The following is a 22,770-nucleotide window of genomic DNA, read 5'->3' as shown; positions in this document are numbered from 1 at the left end:
GCGTTGAAAGAACGCCACTTTGGGCGGTGCGGCGGCCAGTGGGCGCGGATATGTCTAAGCTTAGACACGTGATTGACAGTGCAACCGTCGCCGCAGCCACTGAGGCAGTAACGCTCAGCGTGTCAGCAACCCGCGCTAAGCCTTCCCTCCATGCCAGCCCATGGTCTAAGGCCACTGCTGGGCTGCTCAGTCGCGACCTGCACCTGACCGTTCCCCTGGACCGCTCCGGCAATCGGGACACCCTTCCGGACGGCAGCCCCACCATCACCGTCTATGCCCGCGAAATCACCCTGGCCGAAGCGGGCGGCCAGAACGACCCCCTGGCCAAGCCTCCACTCCTTTTCCTCCAAGGCGGCCCGGGCTGCGAGTCCCCTCGCCCCAGCGCGGACGCGGGCCTGGGCTGGCTGGGTGCCATCCTGGAACATCACCGCGTCATCCTCTTGGACCAGCGCGGCACCGGACGCTCCACTCCTGTAGACCGTCCTGACGCCGGTGGCAACGCCGCCGGAACAGCGCGCCTGCTCACCCACTTCCGGGCAGACGAGATCGTTGAGGACTGTGAGGACCTGCGCAAAGCCCTTGGCATTGAGCGTTGGAGTTTGCTGGGACAGTCATTCGGTGGCTTCTGCGTCACCCGTTACCTCTCCACCCACGCCGACGCCGTCGAAACTGCTTATCTCACCGGCGGCCTGCCGGCAGTCGGCGCCAGCATCGATCAGGTCTACGAACTCACCTGGGCGCGCATGGCCGCCCGCTCCGCCGAGCACTACCGCCGCTACCCACAGGACCGCGACCGCCTAGCCGCCCTTATGGAACGCGCCAAGCGGGGCGAACTGCACACCACCAACGGCGACGCCGTCGGCCCGCAGCGCCTGCGCAGCCTCGGCTCCCTCCTGGGGGCCTCCGGCGGCATGGATACCCTCCGCCACCTGCTAGAGCGCGACCCCCACACCTGGGCCTTCCGCACCGACCTAGCCGCCTGCCTCGCCTTCAACCCACGCAACCCGCTCTACGCCGTCATTCACGAGTCCTGTTGGGCCGACGGCGGCAGCACCCACTGGGCCGCAGAACGCACACGGCCAACCGTCTTCGACGACGACCCAACGCTCCTCTCCGGTGAACACCTCAGCCGCGCCTGCCTGGAAGAAGACTCAGCTCTGCGTCCCTGGCTGCCGGTAGCCGAGCTCTTGGCGGAGGTCGAATGGCCCCGGCTCTACGACGAGTCTGCTTTAACCGGCACTACCACCCCTGGCGCTGCGGCTGTCTATATCAACGATGTCTACGTGCCCTTCACTACTTCCATGTCCACTGCCGCGCTGATCCCCGGTCTGCGCACCTGGGTCACTAGCGAGTACGAGCACGACGGCTCACGAGCTAGTGGTGGCGCGGTTTTTAAGCGCTTGCGTGAGCTTGCAGGAGGGACGGTGGCTCGATGAGTCCTGTCTGCTTAGATGTAGGCGGTGGGGTCTAGCAGGAGTTCAGGGTCCGTGTTGCGGTTGCGGGCCCGCGCAGGCACACCCACCCCCACGTGGTCCGCCGGCAGGTTCTTAACCAGGACTGCGTTGGCTCCCACCGTGGCGCCGTCGGCAACAGTGACTGGGCCCAGTACCTTGGCACCCGCCCCAATCTGCACGCGGTTGCCGATAGTGGGGTGGCGCTTGCCGGGACTCATGGATACGCCGCCCAGGGTTACGCCGTGGAATAGCAGCACGTCGTCGCCAACTTCCGCGGTCTCCCCAATCACCACGCCCATGCCATGGTCAATGAAGCAGCGGCGCCCAATCACCGCAGCCGGATGAATCTCCACACCGGTGAAGTTACGCGCCGCCTGGGACAGAGCCCGGGCCGCAAACCGGTGCCCCTTGTGCCACAACTTGTGCGCTGCCCGGTGCGCCCACAGGGCGTGCACGCCGGGATAAAGCAGCGCCACCTCAGCGTTAGAGCGGGCGGCAGGGTCACGGCGTCGGGCAGTGGCCAGGTCCTCACGAATCAGATCGAGGACGGAGTGGTCAGAATTGTGCATGGCTTCTCCTGCGGGGCGGCGCCGTATTCTGGCTGTTTCAGTGTGCGGCGTGCCTGCCGCGCAACCAGCTGAGGCAACACCGGCGGTGACGATCCTGTTCCCGGGAACGCCACCGCCGGTTTGCGAGCTATAGCTCAGTTCAGGTACTCGGCGAAGAGCGCCGTGGACAAGTACCGCTCGCCCGTGTCAGGCAGCAGCGTCACAATGGTCTTGCCCGCGAACTCGGGGCGCTTAGCCAGCTGGGAAGCTCCAGCCAGGGCCGCGCCAGAGGAGATGCCAACCAACAGGCCTTCCTCCTTCGCGGCGCGGCGGGCGTATTCGATGGCGAGGTCACCCTCGATATGCAGCAGTTCATCCCAGATCTGCTGGTCCAGCACCTCCGGGACCACATTGGGGCCCAAGCCCTGGATCTTGTGCGGAGCGGCCTGGCCCGTGGACAGCAGCGGGGACTCAGCGGGTTCAATGCCAAAGATCTTGATGCCAGGCACCTTCTCCCGCAGCACCTGGCCCACGCCGGTAAGTGTGCCGCCGGTGCCAATGCCGGACACGAAGACGTCCAGCTTGCCCCCGGTGGCCTCCAGGATCTCCAAAGCGGTGGTGGCGCGGTGGGCGGCGGGGTTGGCGGGGTTGGCGAACTGAGAGGCAAGCACCGAGTTGGGGGTGACCGCGTGGATTTCCTCCGCCTTCTTTACGGCCCCGGCCACACCCCCCTCGGTGGTGAGCACTAGCTCGGCGCCGAAGGCCCGCATGATGGCGCGGCGCTCCTTGGACATGGTCTCCGGCATGGTGATGATGACGCGGTAGCCCAGGGCCGCACCAATCATGGCCAGGCCAACGCCGGTGTTGCCGCTGGTGGCCTCAATGATGGTGCCGCCGGGCTGGAGGGTGCCGGAAGTCTCGGCGGCGCGGATGATGGACAGGGCGATGCGGTCCTTGACGCTTCCCGCAGGTTCGAAGGCCTCTACTTTGGCTAGGACGGTGGCGGGGGCGCCGTCGGTAACGCGGTTGATGCGGACAATTGGGGTGGAGCCGACGAGTTCGGTGATGTTGTTGGCAACGGTCATGGTGTCTCCTGGGTTTTCGTTGGAGTGGCTGGTCTGGAGCGCCTGAGTTCTGAGACACCGACAAATGGGTGCCGAGAACTGGCGGCGGTGAGGGGTGCGCACGTGGGTTAGGGCTGCGTGCTAGCCCGAGCGCCGGGCATGCGCGTGAGAGCGCACGGATTCGAGGCCTGGCGCCCCGTCAACACGTACAGCACGAGCAGGACATCTCACGCATGGCCTTGGTGGTCATGGGGTCCTCCTCTCGTGCTTTGCGGGGGGGCTTCGCGTCTTGTGTCGCCCCGCTTGGCTGAACGTTAAACCAGCGGGCGGTGGTGCAGTCAAGCCAGGCTTAGTTGCGTTCGCTGTGGGAGTGGAGTGGCACGAAATGCAGCACTTTGGATGCTGCTCCTGCAGAGCCCTGCGAGAAATCCTTGGAACTGCGTCAATGGCCTGCGAGTTTGCTGAGCGCAGGGATGCAAAGTGCTGCAGTTTGGGACACTTTTGTGTGGTGACTGAGTCTGGGCGGGCTCAGACGGGCGCTTCCACCACCCGGCTGCCAGTCGCTCGGGCACTGAGCTGCCCTTGGCTTAGTTCTGCCAGGAGTGCATGCAGCTCGGCTGGCTCGGGTTCTGCCGTGGTCACAGTGACAAGGGCTTCGGTGGGTCCCCATAAGGTTTCCTCCACAGTCAAACCCGCCAGTTGCGGCATTGCTGAATGGGCGCGGAGATCAGCCTCAAGCCTTCCTGCTTGCGCCACGGGAACAACCACCTCCCACAAATGCCGGGTCTCCAACTGCACGCGGCTGGCGGCAGACAGCGCCTGGGCAGTGGCCTGGGAGTATGCCCGCGCTAGACCGCCAGTGCCTAGCAGCGTGCCGCCGAAATAGCGGGTGACCACCACGGTCACTTCACTCAGTCCGGACCCACGCAGTACCTCCAGCATGGGGGTGCCTGCCGTGCCGGAGGGCTCACCGTCGTCACTTGAGCGCTCGATTGGCCGGGCGCCGTCCGCGCCGTTGACCACGAAGGCGGAGCAGTGGTGGCGGGCATCGGGGTACTTGGCGCGCACGGAGGCGATGAAAGCGCGGGCCTCGGCCTCAGCGCTGGTGCGCGCGGCGCGGCCCAGGAAATGCGAGCGTTTTATCTCCAAGTCAATCTCGGGCTGCTCGCCGCGGGCTAGCGTGAGGAGGGCTTCTGGCATGGGGGCATGTTCTCATCTGCGGGACGGTCGTAGGTCAAAGCGGCTGCCGTTGGTGTGGTCGGCTGGTTCGGTGCGGCGGTGCAGGTAGACTCTGGTGCCTGCCGACGGGACTGATCTCACATGTCTACACCGTCCTCTGGCTGGAACCGGAGGGTGAAGACTCGTTAGGGTGTCCCTCGGTCCAGTTTCACGGATCGCGCGATCCATAGACTTTTGAGAGGAGCGGGCTCATGGCAGTGCCGAAGCGGAAGATGTCCCGCAGCAACACCCGTAAGCGTCGTTCGCAGTGGAAGGCTGAGCTCACCGAGCTCAACACCATCCGCGTTGCCGGTCGCGAGGTCACCATCCCTCGTCGTCTGGCCAAGGCCTACAAGATGGGCTTGCTCGCTGACTGATTGCGAACACAAGCGGCGCGGGCTTAGTCTCAGCGCCAATGCGGGTGTAGCTCAATGGTAGAGCCTCTGCCTTCCAAGCAGATTGCGCGGGTTCGATTCCCGTCACCCGCTCCAAGATTTTTCGTTGGAGTGGCGTCGTTTCCGGGGTCGGCAGCGGCTCTCTGGCGTGAGAGGCGTGTTCGTGCGGCCCAGCGTGGTCTCTAACCGCGACTGGTGGCAGTCGAGTTGGCCCAACAGTGCAGTGCCCTGGGCAGCCATTGGCTGGTATCCCAGGGCACTGTCGCGCTCGGCCCGGCAGGCCGAGAAAGCACCGATCAGCTGAGGATCTCGTCCACGCGGGCCTGGACCTGGTCGTACAGGTCGCCCAGAGCCGCCCTGCGGTCCTCGCCATTGCCGTAATCGCCACGGATGACGGCGTGCGCCAGAGCCTCGATATCAGGTGTTTCGGCGGGCGCGGCCTCCTCAACGACCGGAGCGCCATCGGTGGCGGGAGCGGACGGGACGGTCTCCTCAACTGCGGCGGCGGGCTGAGGGATCAGGGCTTCCATCGGGATGACCGCGGGAGCCTGAGGGGCGGTGGCCTCCGCAGCGGCAGGCACATTGCTGGCCGCGGCGGCGACGGTGTCGGCAATAGGGTCTTCGGAGACCATGGCTGTCTTCCTTCCTCAGGGGGTGGTCACTGCACCATGACCAGCGGCAGGATACCGTGGTACTGCGGAAGCTGCACCGCCGTCCCTCAAGGTGCCCGCAGTGGCGGGGCGCTGCTTCCGTATCCACATCCGGCGCACGAGGACGTTGCTCCTCCGCCCTGGTGCGGGACGGTGAATCCGCTCGTGCGGGATGCGCCGCGCGTGGGCAGAGGGCGGGCTCGCATACGCTGGCGCGTCGGTGAGGACGACCGTCGGGGCCTGTGGGCGGCAGCGTGATCTAGGGATCACCGGTGCGGCCTTGGCACGGACCTCTGGCGTGCTACCTTTGCGGTGCTACCGGCGCCGGTTGATCCGGAACTGGTGGCAGATGCGGCGCAAGCCGCAACGGGGTATAGCGCAGCTTGGTAGCGCGCCTGCTTTGGGAGCAGGAGATCGTGGGTTCAAATCCCGCTACCCCGACCATAGGGCAGCAGCACCGGTCGCCCGCCTAGGCGAACTCGATGTTCAGCGCAACTGCTGCGGAGTCGGCTGCAGAAACCGTGAACCACGTCCCTTCGTAGGAATAATGCTTCTGGCCGCAAGATTGCTGGTCCGGTCATACGCTGGGGTTATGCCTTCTTATCGCAGCATCCTGGTGATTGGTTCTATGCGGCCGGGCGCTCGGCCTGAAGCGATTGAGGCAGCCGCCCGCGCCGCCGTCGCCCAAAGCACCACTTTGGAAGCCTTCCAGGTTGACGTCATGCGCGGTGAACCTCGCGTCACCGTACGTTTCACTGCTAGCGACGACGCCGACGCCCACCCCGTCCACGAGCGCATCGTCACCCAGGTCCGTGAGCAGGCTGCTGTGCCGCGAGCGGTGCTGGCCAAGGTGGTAGGCGGCCGCAGCGTCCCGGTTTACTGAGCGCATACCGCCCGGTGCCAGCAGAGCCGACCCACGCCAACAGTTGTCACGCCACCGCCGCTTGCCGCCCGCCAAGCAAAACCAAGCTCACAGGCCCACCCCGCTGTTGTGCCCGGGCTCATTTTCCGACTCACCCCACTGGTGCCCTAAGATGGCACGGATTGACGCCGCCCAGGGGCGTCCGCGAGAAGACCAGCCCTTCTCGTGCACAACACAAGCATCAAAGCATTCGGAGTAGACCCCCGTGAAGAGCACTGTCGAGAACCTTGACCCCACGCGCCTCAAGCTGACCGTGGAGGTCCCCTACGAGGAGCTCAAGCCCAGCCTCGACGCCGCCTACAAGGAGATCGGCTCCCAGATCCAGGTTCCTGGCTTCCGTCGCGGCAAGGTGCCCGCCCGCGTCGTGGACCAGCGCGTTGGCCGCGCCGCCGTCATTCAGGAAGCCATTAACCACAAGATGCCCGACTTCTACCGTGACGCCATGGTGGAGACCGGTCGCATCCCCATGCTCCAGCCGGAGATCGAGGTCACCGAGCTTCCCGCCGTCACTGGCCCCAACGGTGGCCAGCTGGGCTTCACCGTAGAGGTCGTCGTCCGCCCCGAGATCGAACTGCCCTCCTTCGACGGACTTGAGCTCACGGTTGACGCCGTCGAGGTCACCGACGCCGACGTGGACACCGAGCTGGACAATCTGCGCGCCCGCTTCGGCTCCCTCAAGACCATCTCCCGCAAGGCCAAGACCGGCGACTTCGTCACCATTGACCTCAAGGCCGTAATCGACGGCGAAGAGGTTGACTCCGTCTCCGGCATCTCCTACGAGATCGGCAAGGGCAATATGCTCAAGGGCCTAGACACCGCTCTGCGTGGCCTGAAGTCCGAAGAGTCCGCCACCTTCACCACCACCCTGGCCGGGGGCGAGCATGAGGGTGAAGAGGCAGAGGTCACCGTCACTGCCACCGCCGTCAAGGAGCGCGAGCTGCCCGCCGCCGACGACGAGTTCGCGCAGATGGCCTCCGAGTTCGACACCATCGACGAGCTGCGCGAGGACCTCAAACGGCAGGTTACCGAGCGCAAGACCGGTGAGCAGGCCGTCGCCGCCCGCGACGCCCTCCTGGACCAGCTCCGCAAGGACGTCAAATGCGAGGTGCCCGAGGCCGCCGTCGACCACGAGGTCAAGCAGCACCTGGCCGCCGAGGGTAAGGCCGACGACGAGGAGCACGGCAAGGAGATCCGCGAGGAGGTCGCCAAGAACCTGCGCGACCAGGTCATCCTCGACGTCCTGGCCGAGTCCCTGGAGGTCGGTGTGGGCCAGGAAGAGCTCATTGAGTTCCTGATTCAGACCGCCCAGCAGTACGGCATGGAGCCCAGCCAGTTCATGCAGGGTGCCCAGCAGGCAGGGCAGATCCCGGCCTTCGTCTCCGAGATTGCCCGCAACAAGTCCCTGGCCATGGCGCTGCGCCACGTGACCGTCAAGGACTCCAAGGGCGAGGCTATTGACCTGACCGAGTTCATCGGCTCCGACGAGGCTGACGCCGCCGCCCTGGTCTCCCAGGTTGAGAAGGCTGCGGGCTCCGCTAGCTCCGCCTCCAGCGCCAGTTCCGCCTCCGCTTCCAGCGCCGAGTGAACTGAAAGTTTTGCACCTCAGGCCTTAGACGCTTGAGCCCTACGCGGCGGGCTATCCCAACACGGGGCAGCCCGCCGCGTCACCTACTCCGGGCCGCTAGGGGCCCGCCAAAGCCACCACTCCCTGGGCCGTAAGCGAAAAGCCGCCCTGACGGGCATATAGGCCCTCCTGGCCGGGTTAGCGTTGGCATGCAACAAAGAAGAGAGGACTGACGTGAGCGAGTTGACTGCGCGGACCACGCCTGTGGCCGAGACCCCCGGTGCTGGCCTGGGCCTGACCGACTCCATTTACAACCGCCTCCTCAAGGAGCGGATCATCTGGCTCGGCTCTGAGGTGCGGGACGACAACGCCAACGCCATCTGCGCCCAGATGCTGTTGCTCGCCGCCGAGGACCCTGAGCGGGATATTTACCTGTACATCAACAGCCCCGGCGGCTCGGTGACCGCAGGCATGGCCATCTACGACACCATGGAGTACGTCCAGCCCGACGTCGTCACCGTGGCCACTGGTATGGCCGCCTCCATGGGCCAGTTCCTGCTGAGCGCCGGCGCTAAAGGCAAGCGCTACATCACCCCCCACGCCCGCGTGCTCATGCACCAGCCCTCCGGCGGCGCTGGCGGTTCAGCTACCGACATCCGCATTAACGCCGACCTGATCATCAAAATGAAGCAGGAGCTGGCGGAGATCACCGCGGACAAGACCGGACACAGCGTCGAGGAGATCATTCACGACTCGGACCGCGACCACTGGTTCAGCGCCAGCGAAGCTCTCGAGTACGGCTTCGTGGACCACATCGTGTCCTCCGCCCGTGAGATCCAGCAGAACGGAGAGAACTGATATGACCAGCTCCCGCCCCTACTTCGACGCCGTCGCCCGCCAGATGATTGGCGCAGGCATCAACCCCGCAGCCTTGCCCTCGGCTCGCTATGTGATGCCCCAGTTTGAGGAGCGCACCGCCTACGGTTTCAAGCGGCAGGACGCCTACTCCAAACTCTTTGAGGACCGCATTGTCTTCATGGGGGTGCAGGTGGATGACACCAGCGCCGACGACGTTATGGCGCAGCTGCTCGTCCTGGAGTCCCAGGACCCTGACGGGCTGATCACCATGTACATCAACAGCCCTGGCGGTTCCTTCACGGCGCTGACGGCGATCTACGACACCATGCAGTACATCAAGCCGCAGATTCAGACCGTCTGCCTGGGGCAGGCTGCCTCCGCGGCTGCCGTCATTCTGGCTGCGGGCTCGCCGGGCCGCCGTCTGGCCCTGCCCAACGCTCGCGTGCTGATTCACCAGCCTGCCATGGAAGGCATCCAGGGGCAGGCCTCCGATATTGAGATCGTGGCCGATGAGATCGACCGTATGCGCGGCTGGCTGGAGCAAACCCTGGCCGCCCACACCGGGCAGGACGCCGCCAAGGTTCACCAGGACCTGGAGCGGGACAAGATTTTGACGGCGCAGGCCGCCAAGGAGTACGGGATCGTGGACCAGGTGCTTGCTTCACGCAAGGCCCCCGCCTCCCCGCATTCTGCCTAAGGGCTGATATCCAGGTTCCCGGCGCGTCCGGGGGCCCGTTGGCCGCCCAACGCATAGGCTGACCGGGCTCCCCGGCTCCCTCGGGGTGTAACCTGCCCAAAACAAGCTAGGGGAACTACGTGGCACGCAACGCCGAGAGTGTCGACCTACTCAAATGCTCTTTCTGCGGCAAGAGCCAGAAGCAGGTTAAGAAGCTCATCGCTGGCCCCGGCGTCTACATCTGCGACGAATGCATCGAGCTGTGCAATGAGATCGTCGAGGAGGAGGGCGCTGAGGGCGGCGCCGGCGTGCCCTTGGAACTGCCCAAGCCCCAGGAAATCTTCGACTTCCTAAACCAGTACGTGATTGGCCAAGAAGGCGCCAAGCGCGCTATGAGCGTGGCCGTGTACAACCATTACAAGCGCGTGCAGGTGCGTGAGCGCTCCGTGGCTGAGGGGGAGGGCCTCGAACTCGGCAAGTCCAACATCCTGCTGCTCGGCCCCACCGGCACCGGCAAAACCCACCTGGCTCGTACCCTGGCCAAGCTCCTAGACGTGCCCTTCGCCATTGTGGACGCCACCGCTTTAACTGAGGCCGGTTACGTGGGTGAGGACGTGGAGAATATTCTCCTCAAGCTCATCCAGGCCGCTGACGGAGATATCAAGCGGGCTGAGAAGGGCATCATCTACATTGACGAGATCGACAAGATTGGCCGCAAGGCTGAGAACCCGTCGATCACCCGGGACGTCTCTGGTGAGGGCGTCCAGCAGGCTTTGCTGAAGATCATCGAGGGCACTACCGCTTCAGTGCCTCCGGGGGGCGGACGCAAGCACCCCCACCAGGACTTCCTGGAAATCGATACCACCAATATTCTGTTCATCGCCGCCGGTGCTTTTGCAGGCATTGAGGAGATTGTTCGCCAGCGTGAACGCAAGGAGGCCGGCACCCAGCTAGTGGGCTTCGGCGCCACCCTGGCCAAGGACAGCGCTAAGGACGTCTTCAACTCCCCGGTGCGCCCCGAGGACCTGCACAAGTTTGGTCTGATCCCCGAGTTCATCGGGCGTTTGCCGGTAATCGCCACCGTGCAGGACCTGGGTATCCCCGAACTCGTGCGCGTGATGACCGAGCCTAAGAATGCTCTGGTCTCCCAGTATGAGTACCTGTTTAGCCTCGATGGCGTGGAGCTGGTCTTCACTCCAGAGGCGGTGCGTGCAATTGCCGAGCTGGCTCTGGCCCGCAAGACCGGCGCCCGTGGCCTGACCTCCATCGTGGAGGAAGTTTTGGGACAGGCTATGTTTGAGGTGCCTTCAATGCCAGAGGTTGGCCGTGTTGTGGTTGACGCCGACGCCGTGGCTGGCAAGCGCACTCCTCGTTATGAGACGGGCTCGGGTGCCGCTAAGCCCAAGATCGGCCGGAGCCGCACCGCATGAGCGACCCTGCGTCCGCAGTGGGCTCAGTTCCGCAGGCCCGCAGTGAGCAGGTGGAGCGGGGCATGCCCGGGGTGCCACCAGAGCTTGCTCACTACCGCGCCACCATCGACAACCTGGATGCCGCCCTGGTGCACCTGCTCGCTGAGCGCTTCCGCTGCACCCAGCAGGTGGGCAGGCTCAAGGCGCGCTTGGACCTGCCTGCGGCCGACCCGGCCCGGGAGGAGCGTCAGATCGCTAGGCTGCGTGCCCTGGCAACGGACTCCGGTCTGGACCCGGTCTTCGCCGAGAAGTTCTTCGCCTTCATCGTCGCCGAGGTCATCCGCCACCACGAGGCCATCCGCGACGGCCAATCTGACGCCGTCGGGCAGGCCTGAACTCACTGAGGAGCTGTGACGGGCTGCTCGTAGAGCGCCTCTATTTCTGTGGCGTAGTGCTTGGCAGCCTCCGCCCGACGCACCTTCAGCGACGGCGTCAGCAGCCCGTTGGCCACCGTGAAGTCAGTGGGCAGCACCTTGAAAGTGCGGATGGACTCCGCCCGGGACACCGCCTCATTGGCGCGCGCCACCGCCCGCTCTAAGGCCGCGCGCACGCGAGGATCCTCCGCAGCATCTACCGCGTCCATTTGCTCTAGGCCATGGCTGGACAGCCACAGCGGCAGCATCTCCGCGTCCAGGGTCACCAGCGCTCCAATGCAGGGTCGGTTGTCACCGACCACCAGTACCTGGGATACCAGCGGGTGACCGCGCAGCCGGTCCTCCAACACCGCCGGAGCAACATTCTTGCCGCCCGCAGTCACAATCAACTCCTTCTTGCGGCCCGTGATTCGCAGGAAGCCCTGCTCATCGAAGGAGCCGACGTCCCCGGAGCGCAGCCAGCCGTCCTCAGTCAACACCTCCGCCGTCGCCTCCGGATTGTTGTGATAGCCCCGGAAGACCCCAATGCCCTTGATGAGGATCTCGCCATCGTCGTCAATGCGGATGGTGGTGCCCGGCAGCGGACTGCCCACGGTACCGATCGCGGTGGCCTGCGGGAGCGTCACCGAGCAGGGGGCAGAGGTCTCCGTCAGGCCGTAGCCCTCCAGTACGGTCACCCCGGCGCCGCGGAAGAAGTGCCCCAGGCGCTCACCCAGCGGTCCGCCCCCGGAGACCACGTGCCGCACCCTACCGCCCAGGATATTGCGCAGCGTGCGGTACACCAGGCGGTCAAAAGCCGCGTGCTGGGCACGCAGCCCCCGCGATGGCCCCTGCGGGGTGTCCAGGGCGCGCGAGTAGGCGATAGCGGTCTTGGCTGACAGGCGGAAGAGCTTCTGCTTGGTGCCTTGAGCCTGGGCATCAGCGGCGTTGTAAATCTTCTCAAAGACGCGGGGCACTGCGGGTACGAAAGTCGGCTGGAAGGTGGCCAGATCCGTCACCAGATTCTTCACGTCTGGGGCGTGGCCCAGGACGCCGTAGGGGGAGCAGATGACCGCTAACTCCACGAAGCGGCCCAGCACATGGGCCAATGGCAGGAAAAGAAGCGCTCGGGCGTCCTTGGCCTCCAGTACCTCAGGAACCAACTGGCAGCCGTTCATGGCCAGGCCGATCAGGTTGCCGTGGCTCAGCTCAGCGCCCTTGGGACGACCGGTGGTGCCGGAGGTGTAGACAATGGTGGCCAGCGCGTCCTTGGTGAGTGCCGCGGTGCGCTGGTCCAGCTCGTTGGGGGACACGTCCTTGCCAGCTAGCACCAGTTCGGTGATCGCCTCACGTGCCAGGCAGAGAACCTGCAACCCTGCCAGGTCAGGGTTCTGGGCCTTGAGGGCACCCACCATGAGCTCCATGGCCTCATGCTCAACCACCACTAGATGCACGTCGGCGTCAGTGAGGATCCATTCGGCCTGCTCGGCGGAGGAGGTCTCGTAGATGGGCACCACCACCAGCCCGGCCTCCCAGGCGGCGAAGTCCAGCAGGGTCCACTCGTAACAGGTGTGCGCCATGATGGCCACCGCGTCGCCCGGTTGCAGGCCTTTGGCGACGAGTCCGGCTGCAACCTCGCGGACGCGGTCCCGGAAAGCGGCGGCGCTCATCTCTCGCCAGGAGCGTCCCAGGGAAGACTTTTGGGAGATTAGGGCTCCCTGTGGGTTGCGCTGCACGCGCTGAGCGAGGGCCCAGGGCGCAGTCATTCCGGCGTGCATGGGCTCAGCCAAAGCGGTTGAGAACTCGCGGGCGCTGGTGGTCGGCGGCTCGTAGGGCTGTGGGGTGGCCGCCTGCTCCTCCTGGGTGGGGTGGGGGACGGCGTTAGGGGTGTCCAGGGCAGGCGAGTCACTCATGGTCCAAGCATGGCCTGTGGCGGGCCTGGAAACCTCCCAGACACGGCCAGGGATAACGAATGCCGCTTAGCGATTCTCCACTAAGCGGCATTGCGTTAGACGATTAACAGGCCGTCAGTCCTGTGGGCCAGCCTTGACTGACTTGTAGATGTCATCAACGACGTCGGAAAAGCGCTCTAGTACGGCCTTGCGTTTCACTTTCAGAGACGGCGTCAGCAGGCCATTTGCCTCCGTAAAGTCGCTGCTGAGCACGCGGTATGAGCGGATCGACTCGGCCCGAGAAACCGCCCGGTTAGTACGAGCCACCGCCTGATCCAGCTTGGCCAGCACCTGCGGGTGGGTGGAAGCCGTGGCCACGTCCATCTCCGGCAAGCCGTGATTACTCAACCACTGCGGCAGCATCTCCGCGTCCAAGGTAATCAGCGCCGAAATGAAGGGCTTCTGGTCACCCACGACGAGCACCTGGGAGACCAACGGGTGGCCACGCAAGCGGTCCTCCAGCACAGCCGGAGCCACGTTCTTGCCCCCAGCCGTAACAATCAGCTCCTTCTTGCGGCCGGTGATGGCAATCCAGCCGTCGTCGTCGATAGTGCCGATGTCACCGGTGCGGAACCAACCGTCCTCAGTGAAGGCCTCTGCATTGGCCTGAGGATTGTTTCGGTAGCGGGGGAAGACGCCGATCCCGCGCACCTCGATCTCCCCGTCCTGGCTCACGCGGACCTGGTTGCCGCACACCGGCGGACCCACCGTGCCGATTTTGTTCATCCGGGGCAGGTTCACGGAGGTGGGGCCGATGGTTTCGGTCAGGCCGTAGCCCTCCAAGATGATCAGGCCCACGCCCCGGTAGAAATGCCCCAAACGCTCACCCAGGGGGCCGCCGCCAGAGATGGCGTACTTGGCATTGGGGCCGAGTAGCGCGCGCAACTTTCGGTACACCAGGCGATCAGCCAGTTGGTGGCCGGCGGCCAGGGACTTGGATGGTCCCTCCGGCGTGTCCAGGGCACGGGAATACTGAATCGCAACTTTCGCAGCCCAGCGGAAAGTGCGCAGGCGCAGGCCATTGCCCGCCTTGGCGTCCGCCGCGTTGTAGATCTTCTCCAGCACGCGCGGCACCGCCAGCACGTAGGTCGGGGCGAAGGCCTTGAGGTCCGGCAGCAGCGTCTTAGGATCGGAATGACCCAAGACGCCGTTGCCCGCCAGGGCCAGCAGTTGCAAAAAGCGGGCGTAAGAGTGTGCCAGCGGCAAGAAGAGCAGCAGGCGGGCATCCTTGGTCCACAGCAGCTCCGGGATCCACCGGACGCCATTCCAGGCGAGGCCGGCGGCGTTGCGGTGGGTGAGCTCAACGCCCTTGGGCTTACCGGTGGTGCCGGAGGTATAGATGACGGAGTAAAGGTCATCAGTGGTTACGGAGTCAGTGCGGGCATCCAACTGCGCGCGGGTGACCTGCTGGCCTGCCTCCGCTAGCCGGTGCAAGGCGTCACGCGCCAGGATCAGCACCGGGACCTCCTGGAACTGCGGGTCGGCCTTGCAAACGGCATTGACGGCGCCGCGCACCAGTTCACCTAGGGCGGCAGAGTCGGTGATAACTAGCCGAACATCGGAGTCCTTGATGATCCATTCCACCTGCTCGGCAGAGTCAGTCTCATAGATCGGCACACTCACCAAGCCGGCGCGAGCGATAGCCAGGTCCAGCAGCGTCCACTCGTAGGAGGTGCGTGCCATAAGAGCCACGGACTGGCCCTTCTCTAGGCCCATCCCCATCAGCCCAGAGGCTGTGCGCGCCACTTCCTCCGCGAAGTAACGGGCGGTCACCTTCTGCCAGCCGCGACCCAGATGAGTCTTGCGTTCGATGATGATCGAGTCGGGGTCGCGCTTGACGCGGTCTGCCAGCACCCAAGGCACAGTGCAGTGCTGTGGTGGTTCCTGCGTTAAGGGACTGGAGGCGATCCCGCCGGTCATGGTCACCAGGCTGGGGGGCTCGGTGGTTCCCTGAGTTTTGCGCGATAGGAGTGGACTCACGCGGATATTCTTTCAGTGTTGCTTAAATAATGTGCTGGGCTGGTTTCGAGAGATAGCTCCGCACCCCTTGTAGGAAGCCACAAGCTAGCAAGGGCTTGGCGGTGGGCTTTCGCTAGATCAAAGGAGTGTCAGCTGCCTAATAAAGCGTGGTGCGCTTCCCGGGTAGGAAGCACACCACGCCTGGCAAAGAGCGCTGACTCAGGCCTTAGCGGGCTTGGCCGGGGGCTCACCCAACACGTGCTCGATGACCGTGACTGACACCTGCGCTTCGTCGTCGCCAGCTGGGACAGCAGCCACCAGCTTCAGCGGGCCCGTGACCTTCGCGGCCTCCATCAAGTCGGCGCGCACCGCCTCCACGGCAGCTTCCAGGCCCTCAGCCAGAGCCAGGGTCACGGACTCAAGCGGCGTCTTCTGGCTCACCTTGGCCTCCGACTTGAGCTTGCGCAAGGCCGCCAGCGCAGCTCCCGCGTGCCCAATGAGCGCCGGATCGGCGTCACCAGCAGCAGCCCGCAGACCGGCAGCCGTGGGCCAGGGGGCGCGGTGCACGGAACCGGTGCGGTACCAACTCCACACCTCCTCAGTCACGAAAGGCAGGAAGGGGGCGAATAAGCGCACAAAAGTGTCCACCGCCAGCGCCAGCGTGGTGCGGGCCGAATGGATGGCGGCAGCGTCATGGTTGCCGTCAAAGTCATTCGCGCGGTCTTTAACTAGCTCGATGTAGTCATCGCAGAAGGTCCAGAAGAAGGACTCCGCCACTTCCAGGGCGCGGGCGTGCTCAAAGCCTTCAAAGGCCTTAGTAGCAGCGTCGACGACGTCGGCCAGCGCAGCCAGCACCGCCCGGTCCACCGGCTCGCTAACCTCAGAAACGTCCAGGCTCGGGGCCGGAACCGCTGCCAGCGTGGCCTCGTCCGCGTCCCACGGCACCCCCATAGACAGGGCAAACTTGGAGGCATTCAGCACCTTGATTGCCAGGCGGCGGCCCACCTTGATTTGAGCCTCATCAAAGGTGGCGTCCAAGCCCAGGCGAGCAGAGGCGGCCCAGTAGCGCACTGCGTCAGAGCCGTATTTCTCCAGCAGAGCCATGGGAGTAACCACATTGCCCTTGGATTTGCTCATCTTCTTGTGGTCCGGGTCCAGAATCCAGCCGGAAATACCCGCGTGCGCCCATGGCAGCGCACCGAACTCCAGGTTGGCGCGCACCACCGTGGAGAACAGCCAAGTACGGATGATGTCCTGGCCCTGGGGGCGCAGGTCCATCGGGTAGGTGCGGGCGAATAGGTCCTCGTCGTCCAGCCAACCGCAGGCCAGCTGGGGGGACAGGGAGGAGGTTGCCCAGGTGTCCATGATGTCCAGTTCGCCGACGAAACCGCCGGGCACGCCCCGCTGCTCCTCGGTGTAACCGGCTGGGGTGTCGCTGGAGGGGTCCACTGGCAGGGCCGCCTCATCCGGGGTGATTACGGCGTCGTAGTTGACTTCGCCATTGGCGCCGACCTGGTACCAGACGGGGAAGGGCACGCCAAAGAAACGCTGGCGGGAGATCAACCAGTCGTTGTTAAGTCCCTTGACCCAGTTCTCGTAGCGCACGCGCATGAAGTCAGGGTGGAACTGGAGGGCTTGGCCACGGCCAATGAGCTCCTCATTTAGGTCTGTGCCGGAGGCGAGGTTGGTCCAGGGCTTGCCGCCGTTGCGGATGTACCACTGGCGGGAGGTGACGATCTCCAAGGGCTTGTCGCCTTTTTCAAAGAAGTTAGTCTGGCGGAGCGTCTTGACCGGCTCGCCGCGCATCTCTCCGGAGGCGGCCAGTTCCTTGACCAGCACCTCCCGGGCGGAGAAGGTGGTCTTGCCAGCCATCTGGGCGTAGACCTCACGGCCCTTGGCTGCAGTGATCCACTCGGGGGTTTCAGCTTCCAGGCGGCCATCCTTGCGCAGCACCGCCCGCAGCGGCAGCTTGAGGTCGCGCCACCAGTCAATATCCGTGGTGTCACCAAAGGTGCAGCACATGGCGATGCCCGCACCCTTGTCCATCTCCGCGGCTGGGTGCGGCAGGACCGGCACCTCGACGCCGAAGACCGGGGAAGCGATCGCAGTGCCGAAAAGTGGCTTGAAGCGCTCGTCATCCGGGTGAGCTACCAGGGCGACGCAGGCGGGCAGCAACTCGGGGCGGGTGGTCTCAATGCAGATGTCTAACTCGCCCTCGATGGGAGCGCCAGCGGCCTTGGCGGCAGCGGCGGCAGCGGCGTCGACCACGTGGAAAGCCAAACGGTGGTAGAAGCCTGGGTATTCGCGGGATTCCAACTCGGCCTGGGCAACCGCCGTCTGGAAGGTGACGTCCCACAGGCCAGGGGCGGCGGCCTGGTAGGCCTCGCCCCGCGCCAGGTTGCGCAGGAAAGCTGCCTGAGCCACCTTGCGGGCACGCGCACCAATAGTCTGGTAGGTCTGCTTCCAGTCCACGCTTAGGCCCAGGTAGCGCCACAGCTCCTCGAACTGGGCCTCGTCCTGCACGGTCAGGCGTTCGCACAGCTCCACGAAGTTGCGGCGTGAGACCGGCACCTGGTCCTTGGCCTTAATCGACTTGCCTTCACCGCCTTCGAAGGGGGGCTGGAAGTCGGGGTCGTAGGGCAGGGTGGGGTCGCAGCGCACGCCGTAGTAGTTCTGGACCCGGCGTTCGGTAGGCAGACCGTTGTCATCCCAGCCCATCGGGTAGAAGACCGCCTTGCCGCGCATGCGCTGGTAGCGGGCTACCGTGTCCGTGTGGGTGTAGGAGAAGACGTGGCCCACGTGCAGGGAGCCGGAAGCGGTGGGCGGCGGGGTGTCGATGGAGAAGGTCTGTGCACGCTCAGCGCTGCGGTCGTAGGCGTAGAGCCCCTGCTCCTCCCAGCGCTGGCCCCAGGTGGCCTCCAGTCCGTCAGTGCTGACCCGCGCGGGCACGCGGGGACTGCGGACAGCGGAGGGCAGGAGGCGAGGAGAGGAGGCGAATCCAGACATGGGCCCGATTCTGTCATGCGCCGGACGCGCCTCCGCCAGCGGGCCGGGAGGAGGGCCTGTGAGGTGGAATACGGAGCCGGGGCGTCACAACGGGAATTGCGGCGGTGGTCGCCCCCTTTGCGCCTATTCGGCATAGACGACGATAATGTTTACAGGTTAGCCTCGCCTAAGTGGATCGCGTTGTGGGCCCGGACCACGACGACGTAATCCATGAGGTCCATGGCCCCCTTCCCCGCACCATCTGCGCACACCCTACTCAATGCAAAGGCCAACCATGACGGTCACCGTAAGTGATCTGATCCGCCCCGCCCACAAGGAGATGGTCATCTCCGGCCTGCTCACGGCGGCCAGTGCCATCGCCTCCATCGTGCCCTACGCGGCCCTGCACCATATGGCGCAGATTTGGCTGGGGGAGTCCACAGCCCACGGGTGGGCCGCGAAGCCTTGGGCCTGGGCGGTAATCGCCGTAGTCGCGCTACTGGTGGCACAGCTGCTCTACCTCGCGGGGTTGGGAACCACCCATCTGGCAGAGGCCCACCTCCGCCACCACCTGCGCAAGCGGGTTGTCGATGCCCTCAGCCACCTCCCACTGGGCCGTGTGGCCGAGCTCCCCCATGGCACGATCCGCAAGATGGTCTGCGACGACACCGCCTCCATCCACACCCTGGTGGCCCACGTGCCCGGAGACGCGACCACCGCCGTCGTCAGCACTATCGCCGGCCTGTCCTATCTGCTGTGGGTCGACTGGCGCCTGACCCTGGCCCTCGCGGGCGTGTGGGTGGTGGGCATCGGAGGCATCTCCGTGTTGAGCATGCGGGGCCTGGGCGGAATCACCGAGCGTTTCGGGGTAGCTCAAACCGCACTGGCCTCCGCCACCGTCGAGATGCTCGAGGGCATCAAGGAGATCAAGAGCTTCCAGGCCACCGACACCACCCGCACCAGCTTCGGCACCACTCGGCGGCACTTCTCGGACATCTCCTACGAGTGGGTCTCCGCTTCCGGCAAGTCCATGAGCCTCATGGGTGCGCTACTGCGGCCCGCCACCGTATTCGCCACCGTGGCCCCGCTGGCCTTCTGGTTCACCAGCCAGGGCTGGAGCGAGTTGTCCGCCACGCTCCCCTTCTTCCTGCTGGCTCCGGGGCTGCCCGAGGGGATGCTCACCCTCATCTACCTGATGCAGCACATCTACGAATCGCAGATGGCCGCCAAGTCCACCGCGGACCTGCTCTCCCAGGCCCCCATGCCCCAGGGCGGCCTGACCGAAGGGGAGGGCCCCGCACCCGGGCGCGTGGAAGTGGCCGACGTCACCTTCGGCTACGAGGAGGGAGTACCGGTCCTCAAGAACCTGTCCTTTACCGCTGAACCCGGTACCGTGACCGCCCTGGTAGGCCCCTCCGGGGGCGGCAAATCCACCCTGGCCCGGCTGATCGCACGCTTCTACGACGTCGACTCCGGGGCCGTGCGCATCAGCGGGGTGGACGTGCGTGAGGCCACCTTCGCCTGGCTGTTGTCCCGCGTGGCCGTAGTGCTCCAAGAGGCGGCTCTTTCCCACGACACAGTGGCCGAGAACATCGCCCTGGGGCGCCCAGGCGCCACCCGGGAGCAGATCGAGAAGGCCGCTCGCGCCGCCTGCATCCACGAGCGCATCACCCGCCTGCCCCAGGGCTACGACACCGTGCTCGGGCAGCAGGGCGGCTTCCTGTCAGGTGGGGAGCGCCAACGCGTAGCCCTGGCCCGCGCCTACCTCCAGGACGCCCCCATTCTGGTGCTCGACGAGGCCACCGCCCAGGCGGATCCCGCCTCCGAGCGCGACATCCACGCCGCCCTGTCCGAGCTGGCCCGGGGCCGCACCGTAATCGTCATAGCCCACCGCCTGGCCACCATCCGCGACGCCGACCAGATCCTCGTCGTCGCTGACGGGCATATCGCTGAACGCGGCACCCACCCTGAACTCATGGAGCTGGACGGGCGCTACGCCGCCATGTGGCGCAGCCAGGATCTCAGTGCTGAAGTGGCTGCCCTGGCGGACACCGGGGAAGGTGAATGAGATATGTGGAAGATACTGCTGCGTCTGGTGAACGCCCGGGAGATGCGCCGAATCCTGGTCTGGTTCATGGCCTCCGCCGTGCTGCAGGGCCTGACCCTGGCGCTGATGATTCCCTTCTTACGGGCCTTCTACACCAATGGACCGGGGCTGGGCGGCTGGCTCACGGCCATCGTGATACTGGGGCTGGTCACTATGGTGGTCGACACCACCGCCATGTTCCGCTCCTACCGGGTGAGCGTGTTCGAGATCTGCGACACGATGATCGACCGCGTGGCCGAGCATGTGCTGGCCCTGCCCCTGGGATGGTTCAACGCCCAGCGGGAGGCCGCCGTCGTCAACGCCACTTCCAAAGAGGTCAACACCCTCTCCCACCTGACCTCAATGGTCATCCCCAACCTGTGCAACGCCTTCCTGGTACCGCTGGTGATGCTGGTGGCCACCGTCTTCGTGGACCCCGCCGTGGCCCTGGTAATGGCCGTGACCGCGATCATCCTCTACCTGCTGTGGCGGCGCATGGCAGTGGCCACGCACCGCGCCAATGAGCTGGAGGACCAGGCCGCCGCGGCCGCCGCCGGGCGCCTGGTGGAGTTCGCCCGGCTGCAGGCCGTGCTGCGCGCCAGCGGGGCCACGGAGCGGGGCTGGGAGCCGGTGCGCACCACCCTGGAGGCCGACGCCGCCGCCACCCTGGCCGGTCTGCGCATCAAGGGACGGCCGGCACAGGTATTCAACCTGGTGGTCAACCTGGCCTTCGCCTGCGCCATGGCCCTGGCTCTGAGCAGTATCGGCGGACAGCGGCTGGACGTCTTCGGCTATCTGGCCGTGATGACGGTGGTCTCCCGTATGCTCATGCCCCTGACCAAGGCCGCCATGTACTCCGCTGAGGCGGACAACGCCCGTGTGGCCCTGACCGCCATGAGCCAGATCCTCGACGCCCAACCCCTGCCCGAGCCGGAAGCGTCCCAGCGGGCCCAAGTGCAGGGCACGCGCATCGAGTTGGTGGACGTGGACTTCGCCTACGACGCCGACCGGCCGGTGCTGGGAGGTGTGAGCCTGACCGCCGAGCAGGGCAGGGTCACCGCACTGGTGGGGCCCTCAGGAGCTGGCAAGTCCACGATCCTGCGCCTGGTGATGCGCTTTTTGGACGTGGACCGCGGGCGGGTGCTGATCGGCGGAGCCGACGTGCGCGATCTGCCCTCCAACCAAGTCATGGATCTGACCTCCATGGTCTTCCAGGACGTGTACCTCTTCGACACCACCATCCGTGAGAACTTGCGGGTGGCCCGGCCCGAGGCCACTGACGCCGAGCTGGAGGCCGCCGCGAAGCGGGCCCGCCTGGACCAGGTGATCGCGGCCCTACCGCACGGTTGGGACACCAGAGTGGGGCCGGGCGGATTGAGCCTGTCCGGCGGTGAACGCCAGCGGGTGGCGATCGCCCGCGCCTTCATCAAGGACGCCCCCATCCTGTTGCTCGACGAGATCACCTCCGCCCTGGACGGGGAGAACGAGTCCGCGATCACCGAGGTGGTGCGCGAACTGTCCCAGGGGCGCACGGTGCTGGTGGTGGCGCATCGGCTCTCCACGATCCGGCGGGCCGATGAAGTGGTGTTCCTACAGCCTGCGCAGGGCGGGGCGCGGGTGGTGCAGCGCGGTACACCGGCGGAACTTGCGGCCGTGCCAGGCCCCTACCGGGACTTCATCGAGGCGGCGACGGCGTCCTCGCGCTGGCATCTGGCGCGAGCCTGAAGGGCGCAACGACCTGCGGGATCAGGCGCCCAGGTCGCGATCGCGTTCGACGACGGACTGAAAGGCTTGCGCCACAGCGGCCGCAAAACCCGCCTGCTCCAATGCCAGAATGCCGGCAACCGTGGTGCCCCCCGGCGAGCAGACGGCGTCCAGCAGGTCCGCAGGGGTGCGGCCGACCCCAGCGGCAGTCTGAGCCGGTGCCTGCGCCTGCACCATCCGCGCCGCGCCCAGCACCGCCTGGCAGACGATAGCAACTGCCTGCGCCTTGGGAATCCCCGCCATGACTCCCGCGCGAGCAAGATCGTCAATGAAATGGAACACGAAGGCGGGGGAGGAGCCGGCCAATCCGATGAACGCGGAAAAATGCCCCTCCTCCAGGATCACGGTGCGCCCCACCGCATTCATGAGGGCGAGAACTGCATCTACGTCCGCCTGGGTGGCGAGTAGGTTCGCGGTTACTGCTGTCATCGACTCGCCGACGGCGGCAGCCAAGTTCGGCATGACGCGCACCATGCGCGTGCCGTTGGGAGTCAGGGACTCCAATCGCGCCAGCGCGAGCCCCGCAGCCAGGGATACCAGCAGGGGAGTGTGTTCGCCCAGCTCCTGGTGGACCTGTTTTAACACGCCCGGCACGACTTGCGGTTTGACCCCCAGAACCAGGACCTCACTGCGGCGCACCAGCGCGGAAACGTCGGTGAGCACCTCGACACGGGGGTCCGCAAGCTGTGCGGCCAGTTCGGCTGCTGAGTCGTGGGGGCTCGTGAGCAGGATCGTGGCGGCGTCCTCGCCACGGGTCAGGCCTGCCGCGACCGCTCCGCGCACAATCGCGCCCACCATGTTGCCCGCGCCGATGAAGCCGTAAACCGTCATGTGGTCAGCGTAGCCGGGGTTG

18 protein-coding genes and 2 tRNA genes are annotated in these 22,770 nt (G+C 65.6%); 12 read left to right on the top strand and 8 right to left on the bottom strand.

Annotated features, from left to right (window positions below; genetic code table 11):
* Positions 1–119 precede the first annotated feature (119 nt).
* A complete protein-coding gene (locus DR039_RS01735) occupies positions 120–1,436 on the top strand; it encodes an alpha/beta fold hydrolase (RefSeq protein WP_229116762.1) in 1,317 nt (438 codons plus the stop codon).
* A gap of 11 nt (positions 1,437–1,447) precedes the next feature.
* On the opposite strand, the gene epsC is transcribed toward DR039_RS01735, so the two are convergent.
* The 3 genes from epsC to DR039_RS01720 all read right to left on the bottom strand — a co-directional run bounded on the left by epsC (position 1,448) and on the right by DR039_RS01720 (position 4,266).
* On the bottom strand, positions 1,448–2,023 hold the full coding sequence (epsC, locus tag DR039_RS01730; RefSeq protein WP_111835668.1) for a serine O-acetyltransferase EpsC: 576 nt from the start codon (positions 2,021–2,023) through the stop codon (positions 1,448–1,450).
* Positions 2,024–2,157: 134 nt separating this feature from the next.
* Positions 2,158–3,087 (bottom strand): cysteine synthase A, encoded by a 930-nt coding sequence (gene cysK, locus DR039_RS01725; RefSeq protein WP_111835667.1) that lies wholly within the window; start codon positions 3,085–3,087, stop codon positions 2,158–2,160.
* A gap of 507 nt (positions 3,088–3,594) precedes the next feature.
* The gene (locus tag DR039_RS01720) at positions 3,595–4,266 is read right to left on the bottom strand and encodes an IMPACT family protein (protein WP_111835666.1); all 672 of its coding nucleotides are present in this window, start codon (positions 4,264–4,266) and stop codon (positions 3,595–3,597) included.
* Between the two features lie 230 nt (positions 4,267–4,496).
* Between DR039_RS01720 and rpmF the strand changes: the two genes are divergently transcribed.
* Together rpmF and DR039_RS01710 are read left to right on the top strand one after the other, a co-directional pair.
* Positions 4,497–4,661, top strand: a complete 165-nt coding sequence (gene rpmF / locus DR039_RS01715) for a 50S ribosomal protein L32 (protein ID WP_111835665.1) — start codon at positions 4,497–4,499, stop codon at positions 4,659–4,661.
* A gap of 40 nt (positions 4,662–4,701) precedes the next feature.
* A tRNA-Gly gene (locus DR039_RS01710) sits at positions 4,702–4,775 on the top strand.
* A 200-nt stretch (positions 4,776–4,975) separates the two neighbouring features.
* Here DR039_RS01710 and DR039_RS11845 read toward each other — a convergent pair.
* Positions 4,976–5,311 (bottom strand): hypothetical protein, encoded by a 336-nt coding sequence (locus DR039_RS11845; protein WP_111835664.1) that lies wholly within the window; start codon positions 5,309–5,311, stop codon positions 4,976–4,978.
* A gap of 385 nt (positions 5,312–5,696) precedes the next feature.
* Between DR039_RS11845 and DR039_RS01700 the strand changes: the two genes are divergently transcribed.
* The 7 genes from DR039_RS01700 to DR039_RS01670 all read left to right on the top strand — a co-directional run bounded on the left by DR039_RS01700 (position 5,697) and on the right by DR039_RS01670 (position 11,153).
* Positions 5,697–5,773: transfer RNA gene (locus tag DR039_RS01700), tRNA-Pro, on the top strand.
* Positions 5,774–5,921: 148 nt separating this feature from the next.
* Complete coding sequence (locus tag DR039_RS01695) at positions 5,922–6,212, top strand: FMN-dependent dehydrogenase (protein ID WP_126622280.1); 291 nt, start codon at positions 5,922–5,924, stop codon at positions 6,210–6,212.
* 244 nt (positions 6,213–6,456) lie between these two features.
* Entirely contained in the window at positions 6,457–7,836 is a 1,380-nt protein-coding gene (gene tig / locus DR039_RS01690; RefSeq protein WP_111835662.1) for a trigger factor, read from the top strand.
* A gap of 213 nt (positions 7,837–8,049) precedes the next feature.
* Entirely contained in the window at positions 8,050–8,673 is a 624-nt protein-coding gene (locus tag DR039_RS01685; RefSeq protein WP_111835661.1) for an ATP-dependent Clp protease proteolytic subunit, read from the top strand.
* A 1-nt stretch (position 8,674) separates the two neighbouring features.
* Positions 8,675–9,370 carry an ATP-dependent Clp protease proteolytic subunit gene (locus DR039_RS01680; RefSeq protein ID WP_111835660.1) on the top strand — a complete coding sequence of 232 codons (696 nt, stop codon included), beginning with the start codon at positions 8,675–8,677 and terminating at the stop codon, positions 9,368–9,370.
* Between the two features lie 119 nt (positions 9,371–9,489).
* Positions 9,490–10,779 carry an ATP-dependent Clp protease ATP-binding subunit ClpX gene (clpX, locus tag DR039_RS01675; RefSeq protein WP_111835659.1) on the top strand — a complete coding sequence of 430 codons (1,290 nt, stop codon included), beginning with the start codon at positions 9,490–9,492 and terminating at the stop codon, positions 10,777–10,779.
* A gap of 62 nt (positions 10,780–10,841) precedes the next feature.
* A complete protein-coding gene (locus DR039_RS01670) occupies positions 10,842–11,153 on the top strand; it encodes a chorismate mutase (RefSeq protein ID WP_229116760.1) in 312 nt (103 codons plus the stop codon).
* A gap of 2 nt (positions 11,154–11,155) precedes the next feature.
* On the opposite strand, the gene DR039_RS01665 is transcribed toward DR039_RS01670, so the two are convergent.
* The 3 genes from DR039_RS01665 to valS all read right to left on the bottom strand — a co-directional run bounded on the left by DR039_RS01665 (position 11,156) and on the right by valS (position 18,088).
* On the bottom strand, positions 11,156–13,084 hold the full coding sequence (locus DR039_RS01665) for an AMP-dependent synthetase/ligase (RefSeq protein ID WP_111835657.1): 1,929 nt from the start codon (positions 13,082–13,084) through the stop codon (positions 11,156–11,158).
* Between the two features lie 114 nt (positions 13,085–13,198).
* Complete coding sequence (locus DR039_RS01660; RefSeq protein ID WP_407641258.1) at positions 13,199–15,103, bottom strand: AMP-dependent synthetase/ligase; 1,905 nt, start codon at positions 15,101–15,103, stop codon at positions 13,199–13,201.
* Between the two features lie 198 nt (positions 15,104–15,301).
* The gene (valS, locus tag DR039_RS01655) at positions 15,302–18,088 is read right to left on the bottom strand and encodes a valine--tRNA ligase (protein WP_111835656.1); all 2,787 of its coding nucleotides are present in this window, start codon (positions 18,086–18,088) and stop codon (positions 15,302–15,304) included.
* A 274-nt stretch (positions 18,089–18,362) separates the two neighbouring features.
* Here valS and DR039_RS01650 point away from each other — a divergent pair, with 274 nt between their 5' ends.
* Both DR039_RS01650 and DR039_RS01645 read left to right on the top strand, forming a co-directional pair.
* On the top strand, positions 18,363–20,135 hold the full coding sequence (locus tag DR039_RS01650; protein WP_111835655.1) for an ABC transporter ATP-binding protein: 1,773 nt from the start codon (positions 18,363–18,365) through the stop codon (positions 20,133–20,135).
* A gap of 3 nt (positions 20,136–20,138) precedes the next feature.
* The gene (locus DR039_RS01645; RefSeq protein ID WP_111835654.1) at positions 20,139–21,878 is read left to right on the top strand and encodes an ABC transporter ATP-binding protein; all 1,740 of its coding nucleotides are present in this window, start codon (positions 20,139–20,141) and stop codon (positions 21,876–21,878) included.
* Between the two features lie 21 nt (positions 21,879–21,899).
* Here DR039_RS01645 and proC read toward each other — a convergent pair whose 3' ends face one another.
* A complete protein-coding gene (gene proC, locus DR039_RS01640; RefSeq protein ID WP_111835653.1) occupies positions 21,900–22,748 on the bottom strand; it encodes a pyrroline-5-carboxylate reductase in 849 nt (282 codons plus the stop codon).
* Positions 22,749–22,770 lie beyond the last annotated feature (22 nt).

The sequence above is a fragment of the Actinomyces bovis genome (assembly GCF_900444995.1).
In the GTDB taxonomy this organism is placed as follows: Bacteria; Actinomycetota; Actinomycetes; order Actinomycetales; family Actinomycetaceae; genus Actinomyces; species Actinomyces bovis.
The sequence above is the reverse complement of the archived record's forward strand: the minus strand, read 5'-3'. Positions and strand labels throughout refer to the sequence as shown.